This window comes from Rhodococcus sp. GXMU-t2271 (assembly GCF_041414735.1).
In the GTDB taxonomy this organism is placed as follows: domain Bacteria; phylum Actinomycetota; class Actinomycetes; order Mycobacteriales; family Mycobacteriaceae; genus Rhodococcus; species Rhodococcus indonesiensis.
Genome location: NZ_JAUIZP010000044.1, coordinates 1 through 22,599 on the forward strand (window position 1 = coordinate 1; position 22,599 = coordinate 22,599).

General features: G+C 69.5%; 21 protein-coding genes, 1 tRNA gene and 1 pseudogene. 14 read left to right on the forward strand and 9 right to left on the reverse strand.

What is annotated here, in order from left to right; all coding sequences use genetic code 11:
* Window positions 1-340 (reverse strand): hypothetical protein (locus tag QYS60_RS16975; RefSeq protein ID WP_371383722.1); only part of this gene is annotated, 340 nt, incomplete at its 3' end.
* Between the two features lie 129 nt (window positions 341-469).
* On the opposite strand from QYS60_RS16975, the gene QYS60_RS16980 reads away from it, so the two are divergent.
* From QYS60_RS16980 to QYS60_RS16990, 3 genes are read left to right on the forward strand one after another with little or no spacing between them, the layout of a single operon-like run.
* Window positions 470-799 (forward strand): helix-turn-helix transcriptional regulator, encoded by a 330-nt coding sequence (locus QYS60_RS16980; RefSeq protein WP_003935304.1) that lies wholly within the window; start codon window positions 470-472, stop codon window positions 797-799.
* The gene (locus QYS60_RS16985) at window positions 799-1,536 is read left to right on the forward strand and encodes a cation diffusion facilitator family transporter (RefSeq protein ID WP_371383723.1); all 738 of its coding nucleotides are present in this window, start codon (window positions 799-801) and stop codon (window positions 1,534-1,536) included. Before QYS60_RS16980 ends, QYS60_RS16985 begins: the two co-directional genes overlap by 1 nt.
* Window positions 1,536-1,877: a DUF3703 domain-containing protein gene (locus tag QYS60_RS16990; RefSeq protein WP_371383746.1), complete on the forward strand. Its 342-nt coding sequence runs from the start codon at window positions 1,536-1,538 to the stop codon at window positions 1,875-1,877. The genes QYS60_RS16985 and QYS60_RS16990 overlap by 1 nt, the downstream gene beginning before the upstream one ends.
* A gap of 29 nt (window positions 1,878-1,906) precedes the next feature.
* Here the strand turns inward: QYS60_RS16990 and QYS60_RS16995 are convergent, their stop codons facing one another.
* The 4 genes and pseudogenes from QYS60_RS16995 to QYS60_RS17010 all read right to left on the reverse strand — a co-directional run bounded on the left by QYS60_RS16995 (window position 1,907) and on the right by QYS60_RS17010 (window position 7,076).
* Window positions 1,907-2,752 carry a PhzF family phenazine biosynthesis protein gene (locus QYS60_RS16995; protein ID WP_371383724.1) on the reverse strand — a complete coding sequence of 282 codons (846 nt, stop codon included), beginning with the start codon at window positions 2,750-2,752 and terminating at the stop codon, window positions 1,907-1,909.
* Between the two features lie 219 nt (window positions 2,753-2,971).
* Window positions 2,972-4,311 (reverse strand): annotated as a pseudogene (locus QYS60_RS17000) (MFS transporter).
* A 25-nt stretch (window positions 4,312-4,336) separates the two neighbouring features.
* A complete protein-coding gene (locus QYS60_RS17005) occupies window positions 4,337-5,860 on the reverse strand; it encodes a long-chain fatty acid--CoA ligase (RefSeq protein ID WP_371383725.1) in 1,524 nt (507 codons plus the stop codon).
* A 49-nt stretch (window positions 5,861-5,909) separates the two neighbouring features.
* On the reverse strand, window positions 5,910-7,076 hold the full coding sequence (locus tag QYS60_RS17010; RefSeq protein WP_371383726.1) for an acyl-CoA dehydrogenase family protein: 1,167 nt from the start codon (window positions 7,074-7,076) through the stop codon (window positions 5,910-5,912).
* A gap of 190 nt (window positions 7,077-7,266) precedes the next feature.
* On the opposite strand from QYS60_RS17010, the gene QYS60_RS17015 reads away from it, so the two are divergent.
* The 4 genes from QYS60_RS17015 to QYS60_RS17030 are packed head-to-tail and all read left to right on the forward strand — an operon-like array spanning window position 7,267 to window position 11,678.
* Window positions 7,267-7,845 (forward strand): TetR/AcrR family transcriptional regulator, encoded by a 579-nt coding sequence (locus QYS60_RS17015; protein ID WP_003935297.1) that lies wholly within the window; start codon window positions 7,267-7,269, stop codon window positions 7,843-7,845.
* Entirely contained in the window at window positions 7,842-9,347 is a 1,506-nt protein-coding gene (locus QYS60_RS17020) for an NAD(P)/FAD-dependent oxidoreductase (RefSeq protein ID WP_203011382.1), read from the forward strand. The genes QYS60_RS17015 and QYS60_RS17020 overlap by 4 nt, the downstream gene beginning before the upstream one ends.
* On the forward strand, window positions 9,344-11,059 hold the full coding sequence (locus QYS60_RS17025; RefSeq protein WP_371383727.1) for an FAD-dependent oxidoreductase: 1,716 nt from the start codon (window positions 9,344-9,346) through the stop codon (window positions 11,057-11,059). Before QYS60_RS17020 ends, QYS60_RS17025 begins: the two co-directional genes overlap by 4 nt.
* A complete protein-coding gene (locus QYS60_RS17030; protein ID WP_371383728.1) occupies window positions 11,052-11,678 on the forward strand; it encodes an acetoacetate decarboxylase family protein in 627 nt (208 codons plus the stop codon). Before QYS60_RS17025 ends, QYS60_RS17030 begins: the two co-directional genes overlap by 8 nt.
* Window positions 11,679-11,693: 15 nt before the next feature.
* Here QYS60_RS17030 and QYS60_RS17035 read toward each other — a convergent pair whose 3' ends face one another.
* Both QYS60_RS17035 and QYS60_RS17040 read right to left on the reverse strand, forming a co-directional pair.
* A complete protein-coding gene (locus QYS60_RS17035; RefSeq protein WP_003935293.1) occupies window positions 11,694-12,491 on the reverse strand; it encodes a DUF5602 domain-containing protein in 798 nt (265 codons plus the stop codon).
* Window positions 12,492-12,493: 2 nt separating this feature from the next.
* Window positions 12,494-13,288, reverse strand: a complete 795-nt coding sequence (locus QYS60_RS17040; RefSeq protein WP_124258499.1) for a DUF5602 domain-containing protein — start codon at window positions 13,286-13,288, stop codon at window positions 12,494-12,496.
* A gap of 134 nt (window positions 13,289-13,422) precedes the next feature.
* Here QYS60_RS17040 and QYS60_RS17045 point away from each other — a divergent pair, with 134 nt between their 5' ends.
* The 7 genes from QYS60_RS17045 (at window position 13,423) to QYS60_RS17075 (ending at window position 21,351) form a co-directional block, all read left to right on the forward strand.
* The gene (locus QYS60_RS17045) at window positions 13,423-13,854 is read left to right on the forward strand and encodes a Fur family transcriptional regulator (protein WP_059175023.1); all 432 of its coding nucleotides are present in this window, start codon (window positions 13,423-13,425) and stop codon (window positions 13,852-13,854) included.
* Window positions 13,855-13,931: 77 nt separating this feature from the next.
* Window positions 13,932-15,392: a catalase gene (locus tag QYS60_RS17050; protein ID WP_371383729.1), complete on the forward strand. Its 1,461-nt coding sequence runs from the start codon at window positions 13,932-13,934 to the stop codon at window positions 15,390-15,392.
* A 295-nt stretch (window positions 15,393-15,687) separates the two neighbouring features.
* Window positions 15,688-16,161, forward strand: a complete 474-nt coding sequence (locus QYS60_RS17055; protein WP_003935289.1) for a Dps family protein — start codon at window positions 15,688-15,690, stop codon at window positions 16,159-16,161.
* A gap of 155 nt (window positions 16,162-16,316) precedes the next feature.
* Window positions 16,317-17,126, forward strand: coding sequence for a metal-dependent hydrolase (locus tag QYS60_RS17060; protein ID WP_003935288.1), 810 nt, complete (start codon window positions 16,317-16,319; stop codon window positions 17,124-17,126).
* Between the two features lie 87 nt (window positions 17,127-17,213).
* Window positions 17,214-18,989 carry a cholesterol oxidase substrate-binding domain-containing protein gene (locus tag QYS60_RS17065; protein ID WP_371383730.1) on the forward strand — a complete coding sequence of 592 codons (1,776 nt, stop codon included), beginning with the start codon at window positions 17,214-17,216 and terminating at the stop codon, window positions 18,987-18,989.
* A gap of 126 nt (window positions 18,990-19,115) precedes the next feature.
* Window positions 19,116-20,564 carry a family 43 glycosylhydrolase gene (locus tag QYS60_RS17070; RefSeq protein ID WP_371383731.1) on the forward strand — a complete coding sequence of 483 codons (1,449 nt, stop codon included), beginning with the start codon at window positions 19,116-19,118 and terminating at the stop codon, window positions 20,562-20,564.
* Window positions 20,565-20,613: 49 nt separating this feature from the next.
* Window positions 20,614-21,351, forward strand: a complete 738-nt coding sequence (locus QYS60_RS17075; RefSeq protein ID WP_371383732.1) for a maleylpyruvate isomerase family mycothiol-dependent enzyme — start codon at window positions 20,614-20,616, stop codon at window positions 21,349-21,351.
* Between the two features lie 6 nt (window positions 21,352-21,357).
* Here QYS60_RS17075 and QYS60_RS17080 read toward each other — a convergent pair whose 3' ends face one another.
* A complete protein-coding gene (locus QYS60_RS17080; RefSeq protein WP_371383733.1) occupies window positions 21,358-22,377 on the reverse strand; it encodes an ABC transporter substrate-binding protein in 1,020 nt (339 codons plus the stop codon).
* A 101-nt stretch (window positions 22,378-22,478) separates the two neighbouring features.
* Window positions 22,479-22,552: transfer RNA gene (locus tag QYS60_RS17085), tRNA-Pro, on the reverse strand.
* Window positions 22,553-22,599: the final 47 nt, after the last annotated feature.

A 22,599-nucleotide genomic window follows, 5' to 3' on the forward strand; every position in this document is an offset into this window, starting at 1 on the left:
GGGGTGCGTCCTCGCCGGCGAGGACGCGGTTCGAGCGGCGCGTCAGCGGCGGCCGGATCACCGCCACCTGCACCACCAGCACGGTCACGGTCACCAGCAGCAGCACCCAGCCCGCAGTGCCCGGCGAGAGGATCAGGCACGCGACGATCAGCACGACGGCGAGAACGACCTCGACCGTGTTCAGGGCCCGGAACACCAGGCGGCCGATGCCGAGCCCGAGCGGGACCGTGATCCCCGGTGCCCGGAACTTCAAGGGCGCTTCCAGGAAGGAGATCGCGAGCACCATTCCGAGCCAGAGCATCGGCACGAACAGTTCGACGTAACGCGCGAGAGTGTCCATCACCCGTCCTCGACTGCGGTCGGCATGTGGCCGCCGAGTCTAGTGGCGGTGCGACGTCCGGCACCGCGCTTCGCGGCCGCCCCCGATACACCCTTTTCTGAATACAGAATTCGATGTACATTCGAGCTCGTGGAGGCGGTGGAGCATCACGAGGCGCTGTCCCGGTTCGGTCATGCCCTCTCGGATCCGACCCGGACGCGGATTCTGCTGACCCTGCGGCGTGGTCCGGGGTATCCCTCGGAACTCGCCGAATCGATCGGCGTCAGCCGGCAGATCCTCTCGAATCACCTGGCGTGCCTGCGTGGGTGTGGTCTGGTCGTCGCGGTGCCCGAAGGCCGGCGCAGTCGTTACGAACTCGCCGATCGCCGGATCGGGCACGCGCTCGACGACCTGCTCGGCCTGGTCCTGGCCGTGGACCCCTCGTGCTGCCCCACCGCCGCAGCCGAGGACTGCTGCTGATGTCCGCGCGACGGCCCGCCGCGTCGTCGACGCCGTCCCGGGCGGTGCCCACGAAACGCAGGTCCGTGCTCACGAAGCGGATCCGGCTGCTGGTGGCCGCGACGATCGCGTACAACATCGTCGAAGCGAGCGTCGCGTTGACCGAGGGCGCGCGGGCGTCGTCGACGGCGCTGATCGGGTTCGGGCTCGATTCGCTGATCGAGGTGTCCTCCGCCGCCGCGGTGGCCTGGCAGTTCGCCGGCCGAGATCCGGAAGCCCGCGAGAAGGCCACGCTGCGGATCATCGCGTTCTCGTTCTTCGGGCTCGCCCTGTATGTCGGCGTCGACTCGATCCGATCGCTGCTCGGGATCGGCGAAGCCCGGCACTCGCCGGTCGGGATCGCGCTGGCCGCGGCGAGCCTGGTGATCATGCCCGTGTTGTCCTGGGCTCAGCGGCGTACCGGGCGCGAACTCGGATCTGCCTCCGCCGTGGCCGATTCGAAGCAGACGCTGCTGTGCACGTACCTCTCGGCCGTGCTGCTGATCGGGCTGGTACTCAACAGCGCATTCGGTCTGTCGTGGGCCGATCCGGTCGCGGCACTCGTCATTGCGGTCTTCGCGGTGCGGGAAGGACTCGAGGCCTGGAGAGGCCGAACCTGCTGTCCCGTACCCGCAGTGGTGACCGATGACGCGCCGGAATGCTGCTGCGGATCCGAATGCGATTGCTGCCGAACCGCCCCCGACCCGAAGGATCGATGATGCCTCGTATCGGTGCCACTGCCCGAGCTCTCTACCGACAGGAGATGACGGCGTCGAGAACCGCCCGCGACGCGCAACAGCGGTGGCGCCATCTCGAACGCGCACACATCCTCTCGCAGCCGGACCTGTGGCTGCACACCTGCAACCACGCCGCGATGCTCGCCCTGGCCCTGCGCTGCCGTGACCGCCGCGAGGCTCTCGGGCAGGTCGTGCGGATCCTCGTCGCTGCCCCCGGTTCGATGACCGGCCGGTACCCCGAAGGCAACACCGGACGGGTCGCGGCCGGACTGACCACGCCGATGCCGGTCCCCGACGATCTGGCCCGGGCGCTGTCGGCGTAGTCGCAGGCGGACCCGCCCGCGATCGGTGCCTACAGGTGCACGGTGCCTCGGATACAGGTCGTGCTGGATCCTCCGATCCACACCTCGTCGCCCGACGAATGCACGGTCAGGATGCCGTGGCGGCCGACGCGAGTGCCCTGACGCGCCCGGTAGTCGGCCGGCGCGAGGCCGGCACCGATCAGCCACTGGGCCAGGCCCGCGTTGAGGCTTCCCGTCACCGGATCCTCCCGGATGCCTACGGGTGCCGCGAAGGCGCGCACCTCGAACTGGTGCGGTGATCCCGGCGGGTAGGGACCGACGACGCCGAGGACGAGGTCGCGCATGAGCTGGTCATCGGGTTCGAGGTCGAGCACCTCCTGCGCGGACCCGAGCAGGACCGCGGCCCAGCCGGGTCCGTTGTCGACCCAGTTGTGTGCCACGATTCGCGCACGGTCGATCCCGAGCCCCCGGGCGATCCGGGACAGGTGTTCGTCGTCGAGGTCGCCGCGACGGACCGGTTCGGGAGCCCGGAACGCCAGGGACTCGTCGCCGCGGCGCAACGCGACGAGTCCGGCTCCACACTCCTGAACGAGCAGACCCGGGCTGTTCGGCACCCCGCCGGCCTCGAGCCACGCGTGCGCCGAGCCGAGGGTGGGGTGACCGGCGAACGGGATCTCCGCGGCCGGGGTGAAGATGCGTAGCCGGTAGTCGGCCCCGGCGGTCGTCGGGGGAAGGACGAACGTGGTCTCGGACAGGTTCGTCCACGCCGCGAACTGCGCCATCACCTCGTCCGGGATGCCGGCGCCGTCGAGAACCACCGCGACTGGGTTCCCCCGGTACGGTTCGGCGGCGAACACGTCGACCTGCGCGAACTCCCGGGACCGTGGCTGCACCATTGCGTCTCCTTCGTCCGTCGATGCCGTCCCATTGTGGTCACCGAATCGGCGGTACGCACCCGAATATCCGGCCACTCGAGACGGCGTTCGAGCAGATCGCCGAGGCGGTGGAGACTTCGGCGCGGGCGTATCCGGAGCACCGGCCGACGCGACGCCGACCGGGGGCGGAAAGTCCGAGGGCGCGCAGGGATGCCCTGCGCGCCCTCGGAGTTTCGTGGATCAGTGCTCGTAGGTGCTCAGATCGCGGTCCTTGCTCTCCTTCGCCAGGAGGATGAACACCGCGCTCAGCACTGCCAGGCCGATCATGAACGCCGCGACGAGTCCGGTGCCGCCGCCGGCGGCCGCCTGCAGCGACGCGAGGATCACCGGGGTGAAGCCCGCGCCGAGCAACGTCGCGCCCTGGTAGCCGAGCGAGGCGCCGGTGTACCGGGCTGCGGTGCCGAACTGCTCGGCGATGTACGCCGCCATCGGACCGTAGGTCGCGGACTGGCAGACGCCGAAACCGAGCACGAACCCGAGCGTCACCAGCGCGACGTTGCCGGACGACAGCAGCACCAGGATCGGCACGATCAGCACGACGAACGCGCCGAGGCCGAAGAGCATCACCGGGCGCCGGCCGACGCGGTCGGAGAGGCGGGCGAATCCGAGCAGGGTGAAGATCGCGACGAACTGGCAGACGGCGAACGCCATCAGCGCCTGCGATCGGGTCACCCCGGAATGGGACGCGTAACCATGGCGAACGTGGTGAACATGGTCTGGATCCCGAAGCTGGCCATGCAGCCCAGGGCGACGAGCAGCAGATTCCGCGGTCGGCGCAGGATGCTCAGAATCGGCGGGGTGGGCCGGTCCGCGGCGGCGGCATCGACCTCGGCCTGCCGCGCCATCGCCTCCCGGAACAGCGGGCTCTCGGACACCCGGGCCCGGACGAACAGGCCGACGGCAAGCATCACCGCGGACAGCAGGAACGGGATGCGCCAGCCCCACGACAGGAAGTCGTCCTCGGGCAGCAGCGCCACCAGCGCCAGGGCGAGGGTGCCGAGCAGCGAACCGGTGGGTGCCCCGGCGTTGGTGAACGCCGCGGCGAAACCGCGTCCCCGTCCCCCGACGTGCTCGAGGGACATGAGCGCCGCCCCACCCCACTCGCCGCCGACGGCGATGCCCTGGCACACGCGCAGCAGTACGAGAATGATCGCGGCCCACGATCCGATCGCCGACGCGGGCGGGACGAGGCCGATGAGGAACGATGCCACGCCCATGACCGTCATCGAGATCAGCAGCATCGACTTGCGGCCGTACCGGTCGCCGAAGTGCCCGAAGACGATGCCACCGAAGGGGCGGGCCAGATAACCCGCGGCGAACGTCCCCATCGACGCGATGGTTCCGGCGAGCGGGGACAGATCCGAGAAGAACACGGGGGCGAAGACGATCGCCGCCGCGGTCGCGTAGAGCAGAAAATCGTAGAACTCGATCGTGCTGCCCAGATAGCTCGACAGCACGACGCGTCGAACTTCCTTCTTCCTCTGGGCCGCAGTGATGTCCGCGGATGCGGTGACGGTCATGTGAGCTCCTGCAGTGACAGTCGGGTCAGTGGGCGTACTGCTCGCGCAACGTGTCCTTGCGGACCTTTCCGGTGGCGTTGCGGGGGATCTCGTCGAGAACGAGGAGGGACTTGGGGATCTTGTACTTGGCGAGACGCTCGCCGAGGAAGGCGAACAGCTCGTCCTCGGTGAGGGTGACGCCGTCGGCGAGGGTGACCGCCGCCCGGCCGACCTCACCCCATTTCTCGTCGGGCACACCGAAGACGGCGCAGCCGATCACGCCGGGCAGGTCGAGGATGGCGGCCTCCACTTCCGCGGGGTAGATGTTCTCGCCACCCGAGATGATCATGTCCTTGAGCCGGTCGACGATCGTGACGAAGCCGTCCTCGTCGGGAACGCCCACGTCGCCGGAGCGGAACCAGCCGTCGCCGGTGAAGGCGTCCGCGGTGGCGTCGGGCCGGTTCCAGTAGCGCTGCATCACATTCGGCCCGGAGATCTGGATCTCGCCACGGTCGCCGGCGGTGACCGCGGAGCCGTCGGGATCGACGACGCGCACGTCGGTGAAGAAGTGCGGGGCGCCCGCGGTGCCGATCTTGCGTTCGGCGTCCATGGGGGTGAGTATCAGTGCGCCCGGCCCGGTCTCGGTCAGCCCGTACCCCTGGCAGAGGCGGACGCCCCGGGCGGTGTAGGTCTGGAGGGTCCGCGGGGGAACCGGTGCGGCCGCGACGATCCAGCGACGAATCGAACTCAGGTCGGTGCGGTCCCAGTTCGGGTGGGCGCTCATCGCGTCGAGCATCGTGGGCACCCCGAACGAGTAGGTGACTCTTTCGGTTTCGATCAGGTGCAGGATTCGGCCCGGCTCGAAACCTTCCTCGACGAGCACGGTGCCACCCTTGAGCAGGGTGGGCAGGGCGACGAAGTTCAATGCGGCGGTGTGGAACAGGGGTGCGGCGACGAGAGCCACCTCGTCCGAGAGGAAGTCGAGGTCGACGATCGGGTTCATCACCGCGAACACCACGTTCCCGTGGCTGAGGACGACGCCCTTGGGCCGGCTCGTCGTGCCGGAGGTGTACATGATGAAGCACGGGTCGTCGTGTGTGACCGGGACGTCGAGGCGGTCGGTGGGGGCGGCCGCGACGATCGTCTCGTAGCCGACAGCCCGGTCGTCGGGCTCGCCGTCGAGGACCACGCGCCGGGTGGTTCCGGCCGCGGTCGCGGCGGCCTCGGCGACGTCCGTGAGGGCAGCGGAATGGACCAGGACGGTGCTGCCGGAGTCGGCCAGGCAGTACTCCACCTCGGGGGTGGTCAGCCGGGCGTTGAGTGGCACGAACACCGCCCCGAGCAGACCGGCGGCGAACAGCACCTCGAGATAGGCGGGGTGGTTCGCCGACAGCAGCGCGACGCGGTCCCCGGGGCCGACGCCCAGGGCGCGCAGGGCGTGGGCGAGCCGGGTGACCCGCTCGTCGAGTTCGCGGTAGGTGATGCCGGTGCCGCGGAAGGCGAGCGCGACCGCGTCGGGGGCCTGCCGGGCGCGTCGGTGCGGCCACGTACCGGTGCCTTGGTTGAGCACGGGATCTCCTCGATGCCTAGGGGGTTCGGGATCTTCTGGACCGGAGCGGCTACGGCCGGGTGAGCCTGCGACCGACGATCTCCTTCATGATTTCCGTGGTGCCGCCGTAGAGCGTCCCGGCCCGGGAGTCCAGATAGTCGCGGGCGACGGCGTACTCCTTCATGAAGCCGTAGCCGCCGTGCAGTTGCACGGCCCGGTGCACGACCTTCAGATGCAGCTCGGTGACCCACCACTTGGCCATCGCCGCGGTCACCTCGTCGAGGCGGCCGTGTGCGGCGTCGAGGATGCAGCGGTCCACGAACACCTGCGCGATCTCGATCTCGGTGGCCAGTTCGGCGAGGTAGAAGCGGTTGGCCTGGAAGTCGGCGATGCGCTGCCCGAACGCTGTGCGGTCGGTGGCGTAGCGCAGCGCCGTCTCGAACGTGCGGGTCATCAGGGCCATGGAGGTCACCGCGATGCTGAGCCGCTCCTGCGGCAGGTTGTGCCGCAGATAGCCGAAGCCCCGGTTCTCCTCGCCGAGCAGGTTGGCGCGGGGCACGCGGACGTCGTCGAACACCAGCTCGGCGGTGTCCTGCGCGGACAGGCCCACCTTGTCGAGCGGGCCGTTCTTCGTGAACCCGGGCATGCCGTCCTCGACGACGAGCAGGCTCACCCCGTTCTTCCCGGCGGCGGGATCGGTCTTCGCGACGACGATGATCGTGTCGGCGAGCAGGCCGTTGGAGATGAAGATCTTGCTGCCGTTCAGCACGAAGTGGTCGCCGTCGGGAATCGCGGTGGTGGCGACGGCGGCGAGGTCGCTGCCGGCGCCGGGTTCGGTCATCGCGATCGCGCCGATCGCCTCACCGGCGACCATGGGGGCGAGCCAGCGATGGTTCTGCTCCTCGGTGCCGAGGGCCGTGAAGTACGGGGCGACCAGGTCGTTGAATCCCGACAAGCCCATGGTGACGGCCTGGGCGCCGACGCGGGCGAGTTCCTCGATGAGCACGGCGCCGAACCGGAAATCGTCGATGCCCCCGCCGCCGAACCGTTCCGGCACGGCGACACCGAGCAGGCCGAGCTTGCCGGCCTGCCGGTACAGCTCGCGGTCGACGCGGCCCGCCGCGGCCCACTGCTCGAGGTGGGGGGCGACCTCGCGCTCGGCGAAGCGTCGCGCGGTTTCGCGGAACGCGGCGTGGTCGGGTTCGTAGATGGTGCGTTCGAGCGACACGGCACTCATGGAGACGGCGGTCCTCCTTCTGCGACGTTTGTCGCGCAGATCACAGTAGACCAATAATGATTGAAATAGTCAACGGTTGAGTTTCGATTGCTTTTCGGGGGTCGGGCCTCCCATCTGGCACGACGTCGGCCCGTCGCATATTTGCAAGCAGTCTGGACTGTTTGTTGATTGCCTGTTACCGTCCGTTCTTGTGACTCGAACCACATCCACGGGCACCGGGCGCACACAGGCCGAGCGCACCGCCGTGACCCGGGCGAAACTCCTCGACGCGGCCGTCGACTCGCTCGTCGAACTCGGCTACGCACGCACCACCACCCAGGTGATCGCCAAGCGGGCCGGGGTGTCCCGGGGTGCGCAACTGCATCACTTCCCGACCAAGGAATCACTCGTCGTCGCCGCGGTCGAACACCTCGTCGACAAGCGCCTGACGGAGATTCTCGAGGCCAGTCCGGACCCCGAGCGCGGCCTCGACGTCCTCACCGACGCGTTCTGTGGGCCGCTGTTCCACGCCGCGCTCGAGTTGTGGGTGGCCGCACGGACCGATCCCACCCTGCACGAGGCGGTGATCCCCCTCGAGCGCAAGGTCTCCGATGCGCTCCGGGTCGGCTGCCTGGAGATCATGGGCGACCGGATGGGACCCGACGAGATCGACCTGAGCATCGAACTCGCTCGCGGACTTGCCGTCGCCGCCCTGATGCGCACCCCCGAATCCGATCGTGAGATCCGGGAGCGGCTGCTCCCGGTCTGGAAGGAACTGGTGATGAAGTGAGCATCGAGACCCTCCCGCCGCACGTACACACGCTCGTCGTCGGGGCCGGCTTCGGGGGCATCGGCATGGCCGCCACCCTCCTGCGCGAGAATCCACGCGCCGACGTCCTCGTGATCGAGCGAGGCGACGACGTCGGCGGCACCTGGCGGGTGAACACCTACCCGGGTGCGGCCTGCGACGTGCCGAGCGCGCTGTACTCGTTCTCCTTCGCGCCCGAACCGGACTGGTCGAAGGTCCACGGCACCCAGGACGAGATCTACGCCTACCTGCGCCGGGTCGCGAAGGAGCAGGGCGTCACCGACCGGACGATGTTCGGGTGCGCACTGCGCGACGCGCAGTGGGACGACGAAAGCGCCCGCTGGATGGTGGCGACGTCGCGTGGTGACCTCACCGCCGACGTGCTCGTCTCGGCCACCGGGGCACTGTCCACCCCCACCCTGCCGAAGGTGCCGGGGTTGGAATCGTTCCGCGGCAAGATGTTCCACTCGGCGCAGTGGGACCACGACTACGACCTGACCGGCAAGCGCGTCGCCGTGATCGGCACCGGTGCCTCCGCGATCCAGTTCGTCCCCGCCATCGTCGGCACCGTCGGGCACCTGACGCTGTTCCAGCGCACCGCCTCGTGGGTCATGCCCAAGCACGACCACACCATCACCCGTCCGGTGCGGGCTCTCTACCGGCGTTTCCCGCTCGCCCAGAAGGTCGTTCGCGGGGCTGTCTACGGGCAGAAGGAGACGTACGTCGTCGGGATGACACGTCCGTTCGCGCGCCGGTGGCTCGTGCCGCTGTTCGAACGCCGGGCGCTGTCGGTGCTCGACAAGCAGGTCTCCGATCCGGAGCTGCGGACGAAGCTCACCCCGAAGTTCCGGATCATGTGCAAACGGATCCTGCTGTCCAACGACTGGTTCCCGGCGATCACCCGGCCCGACGTCACCGTCGTGGCGTCCGGGCTGACGGCACTCACCGAGAACGGTGTCGTCGACGAGGCCGGCAACGAGTACGAGGTCGACGCCGTCATCTTCGGGACCGGCTTCACCGTCACCGAACCGCCGGTGGCCCAGCACATCCGGGGGAGCGACGGCCGTACCCTCGCCGAGACCTGGAACGGCAGCCCCAGTGCCTACCTGGGCATCGCCGTCCACGGCTTCCCCAACCTCTTCCTGATGTACGGGCCGAACACCAACCTCGGGCACAGCTCGATCGTGTACATGCTCGAGTCGCAAGCCACTTACATCGCGGATGCCCTGCGCACCATGCGGTCCCGGGAACTAGGCACCGTCGAGGTGACTGCGGGTGCGCAGCGCACCTACAACGCCGAACTCGACCCCGCCCTCGCGGGCACCGTGTGGAACGCGGGCGGCTGCGACAGCTGGTACCTCGACCGCAAGGGCCGGAACTCGGTGATGTGGCCGACGTTCACCTGGCGGTACCGCGCCCGGACCCGGCAATTCGATCCCGAGAACTACCTGGCCCGCCCCGTGGCCGAAAGGATTGCGGCATGACCCATTACGACGTGCTGGTCGTCGGCTCCGGCTTCGGGGGCAGTGTCGCCGCGCTGCGCGCGACCGAGAAGGGTTACCGCGTCGGCGTCCTCGAGGCGGGCCGGCGCTTCGCCGACGACGAACTGCCGAAGACCAGCTGGCGGCTGCGCAAGTACCTGTGGGCGCCGGCGCTGGGCTGCTACGGCGTGCAGCGCATCCATCTGCTGCCCGACGTCCTGGTCATGGCGGGCGCAGGCGTCGGCGGCGGGTCGCTCAACTACGCCAACACCCTCTACCGCCCGCCCGCCCGTTTCTTCCAGGACCCGCAGTGGGGGCACATCACCGACTGGCAGGCCGAGCTCGGACCGTACTACGAGCAAGCCGCGCGGATGCTCGGCGTGCGCCCGAATCCGCTGACGACCCCCGCGGACGAAGTGATGCGCTCGGTGGCCGAGGAGATGGGGGTGGGGGAGACGTTCACCACCACGCCGGTCGGGGTGTTCTTCGGTGAACCGGGGCAGACGGTCCCGGACCCGTTCTTCGGTGGCGCCGGCCCGGCCCGGACCGGCTGCACCGAGTGCGGCGGCTGCATGACCGGTTGCCGGGTGGGCGCGAAGAACACCTTGGTGAAGAACTACCTGTACCTCGCGGAGCAGGCCGGTGCGACGATCCATCCGCTCACCACCGTCACTGCTGTCCGTCCGCGCGCCGAGGGCGGATACGAGGTCCGCACCCGCAGCACGAACCGGATCCGCAAGCGCCACGACGTATACACCGCCGACCAGGTGGTGCTCGCCGCGGGCACCTACGGCACGTCGCGGCTGCTGCTCGCGATGCGGGAGACCGGTGCCCTGCCGCGGTTGTCGCCGCGGCTGGGCACAGTGGTGCGCACCAATTCCGAAGCGGTGCTCGCCGCGACGGCACAGGACCGCACCGTGGACTACTCCCGGGGTATCGCGATCACCGCCTCCTTCCACCCGGACGACCACACCCACATCGAACCGGTGCGGTACGGCAAGGGCAGCAACGCTATCGGCCTCCTGCAGGCCCTGCTGGTCGACGGCGGCGGCCGGACACCGCGGTTGGCGAAGTTCTTCGCCGTGGCGGCCCGCAATCCCGCGGCGTTCCTGCGCACCCTGTCGGTGCGGCGCTGGTCCGAGCGGACCGTGATCGCACTGGTCATGCAGACCGACGACAACTCCCTCGAACTGGCGAGCAAGCGCGGTATCCTCGGGCGCCGGCTCACGAGCCGCCGCGGACCCGGCGCGCCACCGCCGGAGTGGATCCCGGTGGGGCACGAGGCCATCCGGCGGGTCGCCGACAAGATCGACGGCGACGCGGGCGGATCGATCGCGGACCTGGTCGACATCCCCATGACCGCGCACTTCCTCGGCGGATGCGTGATCGGGGATTCGCCCGAGTCCGGTGTCGTGGACCCCTACCTGCGCGTCTACGGTCACGACGGTCTGCACGTCGTGGACGGATCGGTCGTCAGTGCCAATCTGGGTGTGAACCCGTCGCTCACCATCACGGCGCAGGCCGAGCGGGCGATGGCGTTGTGGCCCAACAAGGGCGAGGCCGATCCCCGTCCGGCGCCCGGCTCCGGTTACGTGCCGGTCACCGCCGTGCGACCGGTGCGACCCAGCGTTCCGGACTCCGCGCCCGGGGCGCTGCGCCTGCCGATTTATCCCGTCCGACGAGAGGAGGCCGCCCGTGTTGTGGAGCGTGCCTGAGAGCACCGACGAACGCACCGACTGGCCGACGTCCGCCCCGCCACCCTGGTCGGCGCGGGCGCGCGCGGCCCTGTGGTGGCATCGCAGCGCGCCCGGGGCGGCGCAGTTCGGCCCCGGTGGCCGGACCCTGCCGTTCACCCTCGCGATGGTGGTGGACTATCTCGACTCGCCCGTCGGCCCCTACCGTGAGGTGCTCGCCAGCCCCGTCCTGCGCCCCGGCCTGGTCCCGGCGATGGCCGTGCCGTTCATCGCCGTGGACTCCGAGGCATCCGTGCACGGCGGCCGCGAGCACTGGCACCTGCCCAAGGTGCTCGCCTCGTTCGACGGCGACGTCACCGGCCGGTTCTCGGCCACGGGCGACACGTGGAAGGTGGACACCGACGCGTCCCCGCGCGGTCCCGAACTGCCGATCGTCGGTGGGCTGGCCTTCGCCCAGCCCGAACCGGACGGCAGTCAGGCCCGGGCTACGGCGCGGCTGAGAGGACGGTTCCGGTACGCACGGGTCCGTGTCGAGGCGCAGGGTCCGACACTCGGGCAGTGGCTGCTGCCAGGGACACACCACGGCATCGTCGTCACCTCGGGCCGGATGAGCATCGGTCCGGCCCGGACGGTGCGCTGACGGGCGGCGCCGGGCTCACGACGCCTCACGCATCGTGAGCCCGCCGAGCTCGACGACGTACTGTCCGGCCGTGTCGTCCCACGTCACGGAGTAGGTGGTGGGGTAGTAGCCGGACTGCTGGTACGCGCTCGGCTGGCGCAGGTCCTCGTGCAGGTCGGGCCGGGAGGCCAGCCAGTCCCTGGTCATCATCGGCTCGATGAAGATGTGCCGGCCGTCCCACGAACCCTGCAGGACCGTTTCCGTGAAGTGCCCGTGCGGCTCGGTGGTGTCGAGCCAGTGCAGTCCCATCTTGGCGACGGTGCCGAGAATCGGCTGGGGGTCCGACGGTGCGTAGCCTTCCGGCAGGTACTTCGGGTCCGGCAGCTTCGCGGCCCGCTCGAGATAGCCGGGGACGAACGGGTGGATCGATTCCACCGTCGCGGTGTCCACGAGGTAGAAATGCACGTCGAAGTGCGGCTGGTCGAACCCGTGCTCGGGATTGTGGCCGTGCGAGTTCCAGTCCAGCGTGACGTGGTCGACGACGGTGTCGGGCGCCCCGGCAGGCACGTCGAGGACGTAGGCCTCGGTGGTGGGCAGCAGACCGCTCGTGAGGCCGTCGAGCGCGGCGGCGTCGAGGCGGACGCCGATCGCGGTGGGAGCGCCGTCGGGGCCGACGGTGACGTACGTGTGGGCCGATCCGTTGCCGACCGGGTGCGGCGGGCCGTCGAGGGCCGTGGAACCCTGGGCGCCGGCCGCCGAGCCGAGGACGAGCACTGTCGTCGTCGCCGTCGCACCGACGACTCCGAGCACCGCGAACGTGCGAAGACGCACCACTTTCACGACTCCTCTCGCATGGTGAGGCCACCGAGTTCGACGACGTACTCCTGCTCCTGGTCGTCGAAGCTCACCGAGTAGGTGGTGGGGTAGTACGCACTCTGCTGATAGGCCTCCGGCTGCTTCACCGGTTCGTCGACGGTGGGCCGGGTGAGCAGCCATTCGCGGGTCATCATCGGTTCGACGAACGTCCATTCGCCGTCCCAGGATCCCTCGATGAGGATCTGGGTGAAGTCGTACTGTCCGGGTGCGATCGGCAGGGTGCCGTCGACCCAGTGCATCCCCATCTGCGGGACGAGCGCCATCTCGGGCGGGCCGGCGGGAACGTAGTCGGCAGGCATGTACCGAGGCTCGGGCATGTTGGCCGCCGCCTCGGCGTATCCCGGTGCAGCCGGGTCGATCTCGTCGACCTTCTCGGCGGGGATCATGTAGAAGTGGATGTCGAAGTGGGGCTGGTCGAACAATCCCACCGGTTCGTGCCCGTGCGGGTTCCAGTCCAGGGTCAGGTGGTCGAAGGCGGTCTCGTCCGCCTCGGCCGGGAACTCGAGCGTGTGCACCTCGAGGACGTCGGCGAGCCCGTCGAGTGCCGTCGCCGAGAAGCGCAGCCCGATCGCCCGGGGGGTGCCGTCGTCGCCCGTCTCGACATAGGTCCGCGCGGTGCCGTCGCCGACGTCGACGGTGGGCCCGTACGAGTAGGGCTCCGAGTCGGAGCCGCTGGAGCAGCCGAGCAGCAGCGTGAGCGCGGTGCCGGCCGCGATCGCGATCCCGGAGGCGCGAGAAATCGGGATGGTGCGCATGGCGGACCTCTTCCGGTGGGCTGAGAAGCAGGGTAGACCGCACCGAGGGGTCCGTTGTGTGGAATCGGAGGATAGTGCGCGCACCGATCCGGTCCTTTTCTTGACTAATTCCAGATTGGGGGCATACTGGGGTCATGCACCGAACGGACGAGCCTGTCGATGCCCGGGCGCAACTGCGCGCCGCGGGTCTGCGGGTGACCGCTCCGCGCGTTGCGGTGCTCGGCGCGGTTGCCGCACACCCGCATTCCGATGCGGACGAGATCGCGGCCGCGGTGCGGAGCGAACTCGGTTCCGTCTCCACGCAGGCGGTCTACGACGTGCTCAAGGCGTGCGTCGGAGCCGGGCTCCTGCGCCGCATCGAACCCGCCGGCTCGCCCGCCCGGTACGAGACCAGGATCGGCGACAACCACCACCACCTGGTGTGCCGCAACTGCGGTGCGGTGACCGATATCGACTGCGCCGTCGGAGCGGCCCCGTGCCTCGAGCCCTCGGACGATCACGGATACACCGTCGACGAGGCGGAAGTGACGTTCTGGGGTTTGTGCCCAGACTGTCGAGAATCATAGTTAAGCAACGCTTCTCCCTCCGTTCGCCACCGCACCCCGCGGTGGCGTGACGTGCACCCTTCCTCAGGAGGACCACCATGACGAATCCCCGCCCCACCACGACCGCCGTCGGCATCCCCGTCGCGAGCGACAACGAATCGCTCACCGCCGGAACGCAGGGCCCCATCCTGCTGCACGACCATTACCTGATCGAGAAGCTCGCCCAGTTCAACCGGGAGCGGGTCCCGGAGCGTGTCGTGCACGCCAAGGGCGGCGGCGCGTTCGGCGAACTCGTCGTCACGAACGACGTCAGCGCGTACACCGCGGCGAAGCTGTTCCAGCCCGGCGCGAGAACCGAATCCCTCGTGCGGTTCTCGACGGTGGCCGGGGAGCAGGGTAGCCCCGACACGTGGCGTGACCCGCGCGGGTTCGCGGTGAAGTTCTACACCGAGGACGGCAACTACGACCTCGTCGGCAACAACACCCCGGTGTTCTTCGTCAAGGACCCCATCAAGTTCCCCGACTTCATCCACTCCCAGAAGCGGCTGCCCGGCTCGGGACTGCGCGACCACACCATGCAGTGGGACTTCTGGACGCTGCGTCCCGAGAGCGCGCACCAGGTGACATGGCTGATGGGCGACCGGGGCATCCCCCGAACCTGGCGCCACATGGACGGTTTCGGCTCCCATACCTACCAGTGGGTCAACGCCGGAGGTGAGCGGTTCTGGGTCAAGTACCACTTCAAGACGAACCAGGGCATCGAATTCCTCACCCAGGCCGAAGCCGACCGGCTCGCCGGTACCGACCCGGACTACCATCGCGCCGACCTCCACGACGCGATCGAGCGGGGCGAGTTCCCCAGCTGGACGCTGAAGGTGCAGATCATGCCCGTGGCCGAAGCTGAGGGGTATCGCTTCAACCCGTTCGACCTGACCAAGGTGTGGTCCCAGCGTGACTACCCGCTGATCGAGGTCGGCACCTGGACGTTGAATCGCAACCCCCGCAACTTCTTCGCCGAGATCGAGCAAGCCGCGTTCGCGCCGTCGAACATCGTGCCGGGCATCGGCCTGTCGCCGGACAAGATGCTGCTCGGCCGGGTGTTCTCCTACGCCGACGCGCACCGCTACCGCATCGGCGCGAACCACGCGCAGCTGCCGGTCAACGCGCCGAAGAACGAGGTGAACTCGTACTCGCAGGACGGCGCGATGCGGTACTCGTTCAACGACCCGGGCACCCCGGTCTATGCGCCGAACAGCTTCGGCGGCCCGCACGCCGACCCGCGGGTGGCCGGCGACGAAGGCCGGTGGGAGTTCGGCACCGAGGCGGTACGGGCCGGCTACGTCCGGCATGCCGAGGACGACGACTTCGGTCAGGCCGGCACGCTCGTGCGCGAGGTGCTCGACGACGCCGCCCGGGAGCGGCTTGTGGGCAACATCGTCGGACACATCCTCGGCGGAACCTCGGAGGCGTTGTACGACCGGATCTTCGAATACTGGTCGAACGTCGACACGGACCTCGGAAAGAAGGTCGAGGAGGGCGTTCGGTCGGGCCGGGCCTGACCGCGCGTCAGAGCAGGCCCCACCAGTAGAGGAGGGTGGCCAGTATCCACACGACGACCGTCTGCATCTCTCTGTCCTCCCTCGGTGTGGATTCTTCCTCCATCATCCGCCCACGGGGGCACGGCCGCCACGGACACTCCGGAAACAGGGAATCCCGTGTCCACTTCGTTGCCTGCGGCCACAGGGAACCGGGTCACCGCCTCGGGCGTTGAACCAGGGGAGTATGTCCGAAGCACGGCCGGCGCGACGTCCGTCGCCGCCGGGAGGCACATCGACACGGATAGGAGCTCGGATCATGACCGGACCGATCACCAGCACGCTGAATCCGGAGCAGCAGAAGATCGCGGGGGACGCCCTCCAGGGCACCCTGGTCGACATGATCGACCTGAGCCTGATCGCCAAGCAGGCGCACTGGAACGTCGTCGGCCCGCAGTTCCGCAGCCTGCACCTCGCCCTGGACGAGATCGTCACAGCCGCCCGGACCTACACCGACGAGGTGGCGGAGCGACTCACGGCGATCGGCGTCAGCCCGGACGGACGGGCCACGACCGTCGCCCAGGACTCGGGCACCAAGGGATTCGGCGCGGGCTGGACCAAGGACGAGCAGGTCGTCGCGTCCATCACCGACAATCTGTCGGCCGTCATCGGCCGCCTGCGTGAGCGCATCGCGGCGACGGACGAGGCGGACCCGGTCACGCAGGACCTGCTCATCGCCCAGACCGCCGGTCTCGAGCAGACGCACTGGATGTGGCAGGCCCAGCTCGCCTGAGCCGGCACATCCGTCAGGGCCACCCGTTCCCGCGGGTGGCCCTTCGTGCGCTCCGGCGAGTACTCCGGGCGATCGAACACCTGTGTTACTGAAGTGTCGGATGTGATTGCTACGTTGGCACCGGTCCGTTCTCCGATCGAAAGGTGCCTGCAGCGATGGTCATGGGTCCTACCCACGCGGTGTCCGGGGCGCTGGTCGGCCTCCTCGTCGCCGACGTGCTGCCCCCGGAGTGGGGCGGGCCCGCCTCCACGGCGGAGACCTTCGCGTTCGCCGCGGTCTGTGCCGGCTCCGCCCTGCTGCCGGATCTCGACACCCCCCAGTCGACGGTGGCGCGGTCCTTCGGACCGGTCAGTCAGGTGGCGGCGCGCGGCATCGACAACCTCTCGCTCGGCTACTACACGCTCACCAAAGGCCGCCGTGACCGCAGCCGCCGGGGTGGCCATCGCACGCTGACACACACGGCCCTGTTCGCGGCCCTGCTGGGGGCGGGGGTGTCCATGCTCGTCGCCCGGTTCGACCGGGTCGCGGTCGTCGCCGTCCTGTTCGTCACGCTCGGCCTGGCGCTGCGCGGGCTCGCGGACGGCTGGGCCAAGCGCAACGGGTGGCTCGTGGTGACCGCGACCTCGGCGGTGCTGTCGGTGCTCATGTGGAACTGGTTCCCCGGCGAGGTGGGTTCGGTGGGCCTCGGGGTGGCGGTGGCGCTCGGGTGCGCGACGCACTGCCTCGGCGACGCCGTCACCAAGGAGGGCATCCCGTTCCTCGCGCCGTTCGTGCCCTGGCGGGGTGAGCGCTGGTGGGAGATCAGGATGCCCGGGTTCCTTGCCATCCGCGCCGGCGGCGCGTTCGAGCTGGCGATCCTCGGCCCGGCGCTGACGATCGCCGCGGTCGCGATGGCGGTGTGGTCGATCGACGGCGCGCCCGAACTCCTGCGCGAAGCCGTCGGGGTGTCGCGCGCGGGCAGCTGACGCGGATTCCGGAACCACTGGCATCGAAAGAGAACTTGTTCTATTTTTGCTCTGTTTCTGCCTCTCGCCAGATCGGAGCCCTGCCCGGTGAAAGCCCGCGACGCCCGGACGGACGGCACCCCCGTCTCCACCACGCCCCTCAGTCGACGAGGCTTCCTCGGCGCCGCCGGCGCCGTGGGATTGACCGGTCTCGCCTGGAAACCCGCCGGCGCCGTCCCGGTCGGTGATCCGCGCGCCACCATTCCGGCGCCCCCCGCGTTCCCCGCGGATATCCCGCTGGCCCAGCAGCGCTTCGAGAACTGGGCCCGGACGATCCACTTCGACGCGGTGTGGACCGCCACCGCGCGCGATGCGCACGACGTCGTGCGCATCGCCGACTGGGCCCGCTCCCACGGCTACCGCGTCCGCCCGCGCGGCACCATGCACAGCTGGAGCCCGCTGACCGTCGTGCCCGGCGAGAGCGTCGAGAAGATCGTGCTGATCGACACGATGGCACACCTGAACTCCGTCACCGTCGACCCCGCGGGAACGCCCGCCACCGTCACCGCCGGCGCGGGTGCGAGCATCGAGTCGATCCTCACCGCGCTGGAGCGGCACGGCCTGGGCTGGGCCAATGCGCCCGCCATCGGCGACATCACCATCGCCGGAGCGCTGTCGATCGGCGCGCACGGCGCCACCTACCCGGCCGCGGGGGAGCGGGCGATCCCCGGCCAGTCGTTCGGCTCCCTGTCGAACCTCGTCGTCGCACTCACCGCCGTCGTGTGGAACGTCGCCGCCGGGGCCTACGAACTACGGGAGTTCCGTCGGTCCGAACCCGAGATCACGCCCCTGCTCGCCCACCTGGGCCGCAGCTTCGTCACCTCGGTGACCCTGCAGGCCGGGGCCAACTACCGGCTGCGCTGCCAGAGTTTCACCGACGTGCCGTGGCAGGAACTGTTCGCCCCGCCCGGCGCTCCGGGACGCACCTTCGAGCGGTTCGTCGAAGAGTCCGGCCGCGTCGAGGCGATCTGGTTCCCCTTCACCCGGACGCCGTGGTTGAAGATCTGGTCGGTGTGCCCCGAGAAGCCGTCGACCGCGCGCGAGGTGCACGGGCCGTACAACTACTTCTTCTCCGACAGCATCCCCGAGGAGGTCACCACGCCTCTCGGTCAGGTGGCGAGCGGGATGCAGGCCGCCACCCCGGCATTCGGCGCCGCCCAGTTCGGTGCCGTCGCCGCCGGTCTCGCCGCCACCGGCACCGCCGACCTGTGGGGCTGGTCGAAGGACCTGCTGTTCTATCTGCGGGCCACCACGCTGCGCGTCGTCGCCGGCGGTGGGGTGGTCCTCACGCGGCGCGCGAACATCGCCCGCGTCATCCACGAGTTCACCACCTGGCTGCACGAACGGATGACCCACTACGCCTCGCTCGGGCAGTACCCGGTCAACATGCCGTTCGAGGTGCGGCTGTGCACCGTCGACGATCAGTCGGAGGTGCTCGTCGAGTCGGCGGGCGCGCCGAACCTGTCGGCCGTGCGGCCCCGTCCCGACCGGCCCGACTGGGACACGGCCATCTGGATGAACGTCGTCTCCGTTCCCGGCACCGCGGGACAGTCCGCCTTCTTCCAGGAGATGGAGCAGTGGATGGCCGACCGCTACTCCGGTGACTACGCGACCTTCCGGTCGGAGTGGTCGAAGGGATGGGCATTCGACGCGGAGGGTGGGTACCGGGATCCGAGGTTCCTCGGTGAGGTCGTTCCGGCGATGTACCGCACGGGGCTGTCCGCCGACGAGGGCTGGGACGCGGCGCGCGCGTCGTTCGACCGGCACGACCCGCACCGGGTGTTCACCAACGGATTCCTCGATCGGTTGCTGCCGCCGGGGTGAGGTGCGGGACCGATCAGAGGGCACGGTTCGGTTTCGATACGGCGGCTTCCGCCGTTCACAACTCTCACATCAGTCACATCCGTATACATTTGCCCCGTTCCATGTGAGTGCGACGGTGGGAGCGACGTGCGGAAGTTCGAGACGGGGAAGAACGCAGGAGGCACACACGCGGCGCGACGCCACGTCCGTCGGGGATCCGCCGCCGCTGCAGCGCTGCTCGCCTGCCTGATCGCCCCGGCGCCGTCGGCCGCGGCGAACCCGATCGTCGAACCGGTGGCGGCCGACCCCAGCATCGTGCGCGCCTCCGACGGGGCGTACTACATGTACACCACGGGCGACGACTGGGGCGACGGGCAAGGACTGCGAGGGATGTCCGTCTTCACGTCCTTCGACCTCACCGACTGGAAGTTCGTCGACGACGTCTTCTCCGAGATTCCCGGCTGGCACCCGGCGGACAACTACGTCTGGGCCCCCCACGTGATCGAGTCGGACTCCGGCTACAGCCTCTACTACGCGCTCCCGGACGGCGCGAATCCGTGCATCGGTCTCGCCACCGCCCCTGGGCCGGCCGGCCCCTGGACCGACCTGGGTCGTCCCGTGTTCTGCGCCGAGGACGTCGGAGTCCAGGGCACGATCGATCCGTTCGTCTGGGACGACGGCACCACGAAGACGATGTTCGTCGGCAATTTCAAAGGCGTCTATGCCATCCCGCTGAATGCGGAGGGAACCGCGCCTGCCGGCGAACCGGTCCGGGTCGCGGACGAACGCTTCGAGGGACCGCACGTCGAGTATCGCGACGGTTACTACTACCTGTTCCTCTCCTCCGGCCACTGCTGCAACGGCGCCGACACCGCGTACCGGGTGCTCGTCGGCCGGTCCGAGTCGTTGACCGGCCCGTACGTCGACCGCAAGGGCGACGATCTCGACGGGGGCGGCGGCGCGCTCATCCTGGCCGGCAGCGACCCGTGGGCAGGGCCCGGGCACAACACGGTGGTCACGGACGACGCCGGCGACGACTGGATCGTCTACCACGCGATCCCCCGCGACAATCTCCAGTTGCCCAGCGGCGCTCAACGGCGGGAAGGCATGATCGACCGCATCGTGTGGGCCAACGGCTGGCCCGAGATCGGCGACGGCTCCCCGTCGTCGACCCGTCCTGCCGTTCCCCGAACGGATCTGCCCGTGCGCGTCTCCCTGACCGCGGACACGTCCACGAAGCTGCCCGCATCCGGTGGGGTGATCGAGGCCACCCTGCTGGTCGAAGCACCCGACGATGCGCCCTACACAGGGCAGGTGTGGGCCGGCGCGGTCCGCCCCAACGGCGAGGAAGGCGAGCCGGTCCTGGACCCGATCGACGTCGACCTGGCGGCGGGGGAAACCCTCGAGGAGCGGATCGCGTTCACGGTGAGCGACGGTGCGGCGAACGGCACGTACGGCCTGTACGCGTTCGCCGGCACCCACGGCGGGGAGATCGTCGAGTTCGGCACCGTCACCGCCCGCAAGTCCGACGGGCTCTCGGACGTCGGGGAGCCGGTCGACGTGATGACACTGCGCGTGCGCGAGACGGCGCGCTGAGAGGGGCGCTCCGGCGGGAAACCAGGTGCCCTCGCCGCATAATCGAGACGTGGATCGAGCGTCCTACCTGAAGCTGCTGCGCGCGGACACCGAGCGGCTGCTCGCCGTCGGTGGAGGCCGGCTCGACCGGCCGGTCCCGACGTGCCCGCGGTGGTCCGTCGAACGGCTCGCCGGGCACGTCGGCCGCGTGCACCGGAACGCGGCAGCCTGGCTGCGGGCCGGCCGTCGCACCGAGATCCCGCCGGCTCCGGCCGGGGCCGCCGTCCTCCCGTGGGTGCGGGACGGACTCGACGAGCTGACCGAGGCCGTGCAGGCGGCCGACCCGAACGGGGAGGAACAGACCTTCGCCGGATTGCAGCCGGCATCGTTCTGGGTTCGTCGCATGGCCGTCGAGACCGCGCTGCACCGGATCGACGCCGAGCTCGCCGCAGGTGTGGGCACCACGCCCGTCGAGACCGCGCTGGCCGTCGAAGGCATCGACGAACTCTTCGGGGTGCTGCTCCCGTTCCGCGCCCTCGGTGGGGCGGACGGTGCCGGCTCGCTGCCGCGATCGGGGAGGACGATGCACCTGCACGCGACCGACCCCGCGGTGGAGGGCGAGTGGACGATCATCTTCACGGCCGACGGGCCGACCCTGGGGCACACCCGTGCTGCAGGAGACGTCACAGTGCGCGGACGGGCGTCGGATCTGCTGCTCCTGCTGTGGAACCGCGCGTCCCTCGGGCAATTCGACGTGTCCGGTGACGCCGCTCTGCTGACCCGATGGCGCGACGAGGTGCGGATCTGACGCCGGTCACTGCCGTGCGAGCAACCGTTCGAGGTCGTCGAGAACGAGCATCGCGCCGGTCGGGCCGAGGGCGAGGAACCACGTCTCGTCGCTCACCGCGACCGCGCGTCCCTGCCGCACGGCTGGAAGGCTCGACCACAGGGGGCCGCCGACCACGGCCGCCTCGTCGGTTTCCCGGCCGTAGCTCGAATAGAAGATCCAGTCGCCGTCTGCCTCCGTGATTGTTTCCGGGCTGACCTCGGCGGCGAGCTCGTCGAGGTCCTGGACCGGCGGCCGTCGCAACCCGACGTCCTGCAGGATGACCCCGATGAACGAGAGGTTCCCGTACAAGCGGATCCTGCCGGACATGAACCGCACCAGCGAGATGCTCGGATCGCCCTGGATCGACTCCCGCACCTCGTCGGCGCGGGTCTGGTAGTCGTTCAGAACGGACTCCGCCTTCTCCTCCCTGCCGAGTGCGTCCGCGACGAGCAGGAAGTTCTCCTTCCACGGGAAGCCGGGGCGGATCGAGAAGACGGTCGGAGCGATGGCGGACAGCTGGGAGTACATCTTGTCCGCGCGCAGCTTGCTGCCGAGAATCAGATCCGGTCGCAGCGCGCCGATGGCCTCGAGATCGAGGTTGTTGATCGTGCCCACGTCGGCCACGTCGGTGAGCCGGTCCGCCAGATACGACGGCTGCTCCGCGGCGCCCTCGGGACTGGCGATGCCGACGGGCGTGAGGCCGAGGGAGAGGACGTCGTCGAGCTCGCCGCCGTCGAGCACGACTACCCGCTGCGGCTCGGCTGCGAGCGTCGTCTCACCGGCGGCATGGGTGACGACCCGAGGGAACTGTCCGGGTGCCGCGTCGCTGCCGAGTTCCGCCGTCTCCTCGTCCGCTGTGGCGAAGAGCCGGCCCCCGGTTGCCACGTCGGCGTTGCCGGCGCCGGTGTCGCGGGTGGATTCGGTCGCCCCGCCGCATGCGGCGACGGTGAAGGTGACGAGCAGGGCCGCAGCGGTGCGGCGGCAGAGATGTCCGAGCTGATGCATGAGGGGAGGCTACCCTCACCGACGAGTCCGGTCTCGGCACCCCCGCAAAACGAAAGGACCCTCTCCGTGAGTGGAGAGGGTCCTTCGATGTTCTTCACGAGTCGGGGTGGCGGGATTCGAACCCACGACCTCTTCGTCCCGAACGAAGCGCGCTACCAAGCTGCGCCACACCCCGTTTCGAACCTCGGTCAGCTTACAGCACGATGGGGGTGACGGTTAAAT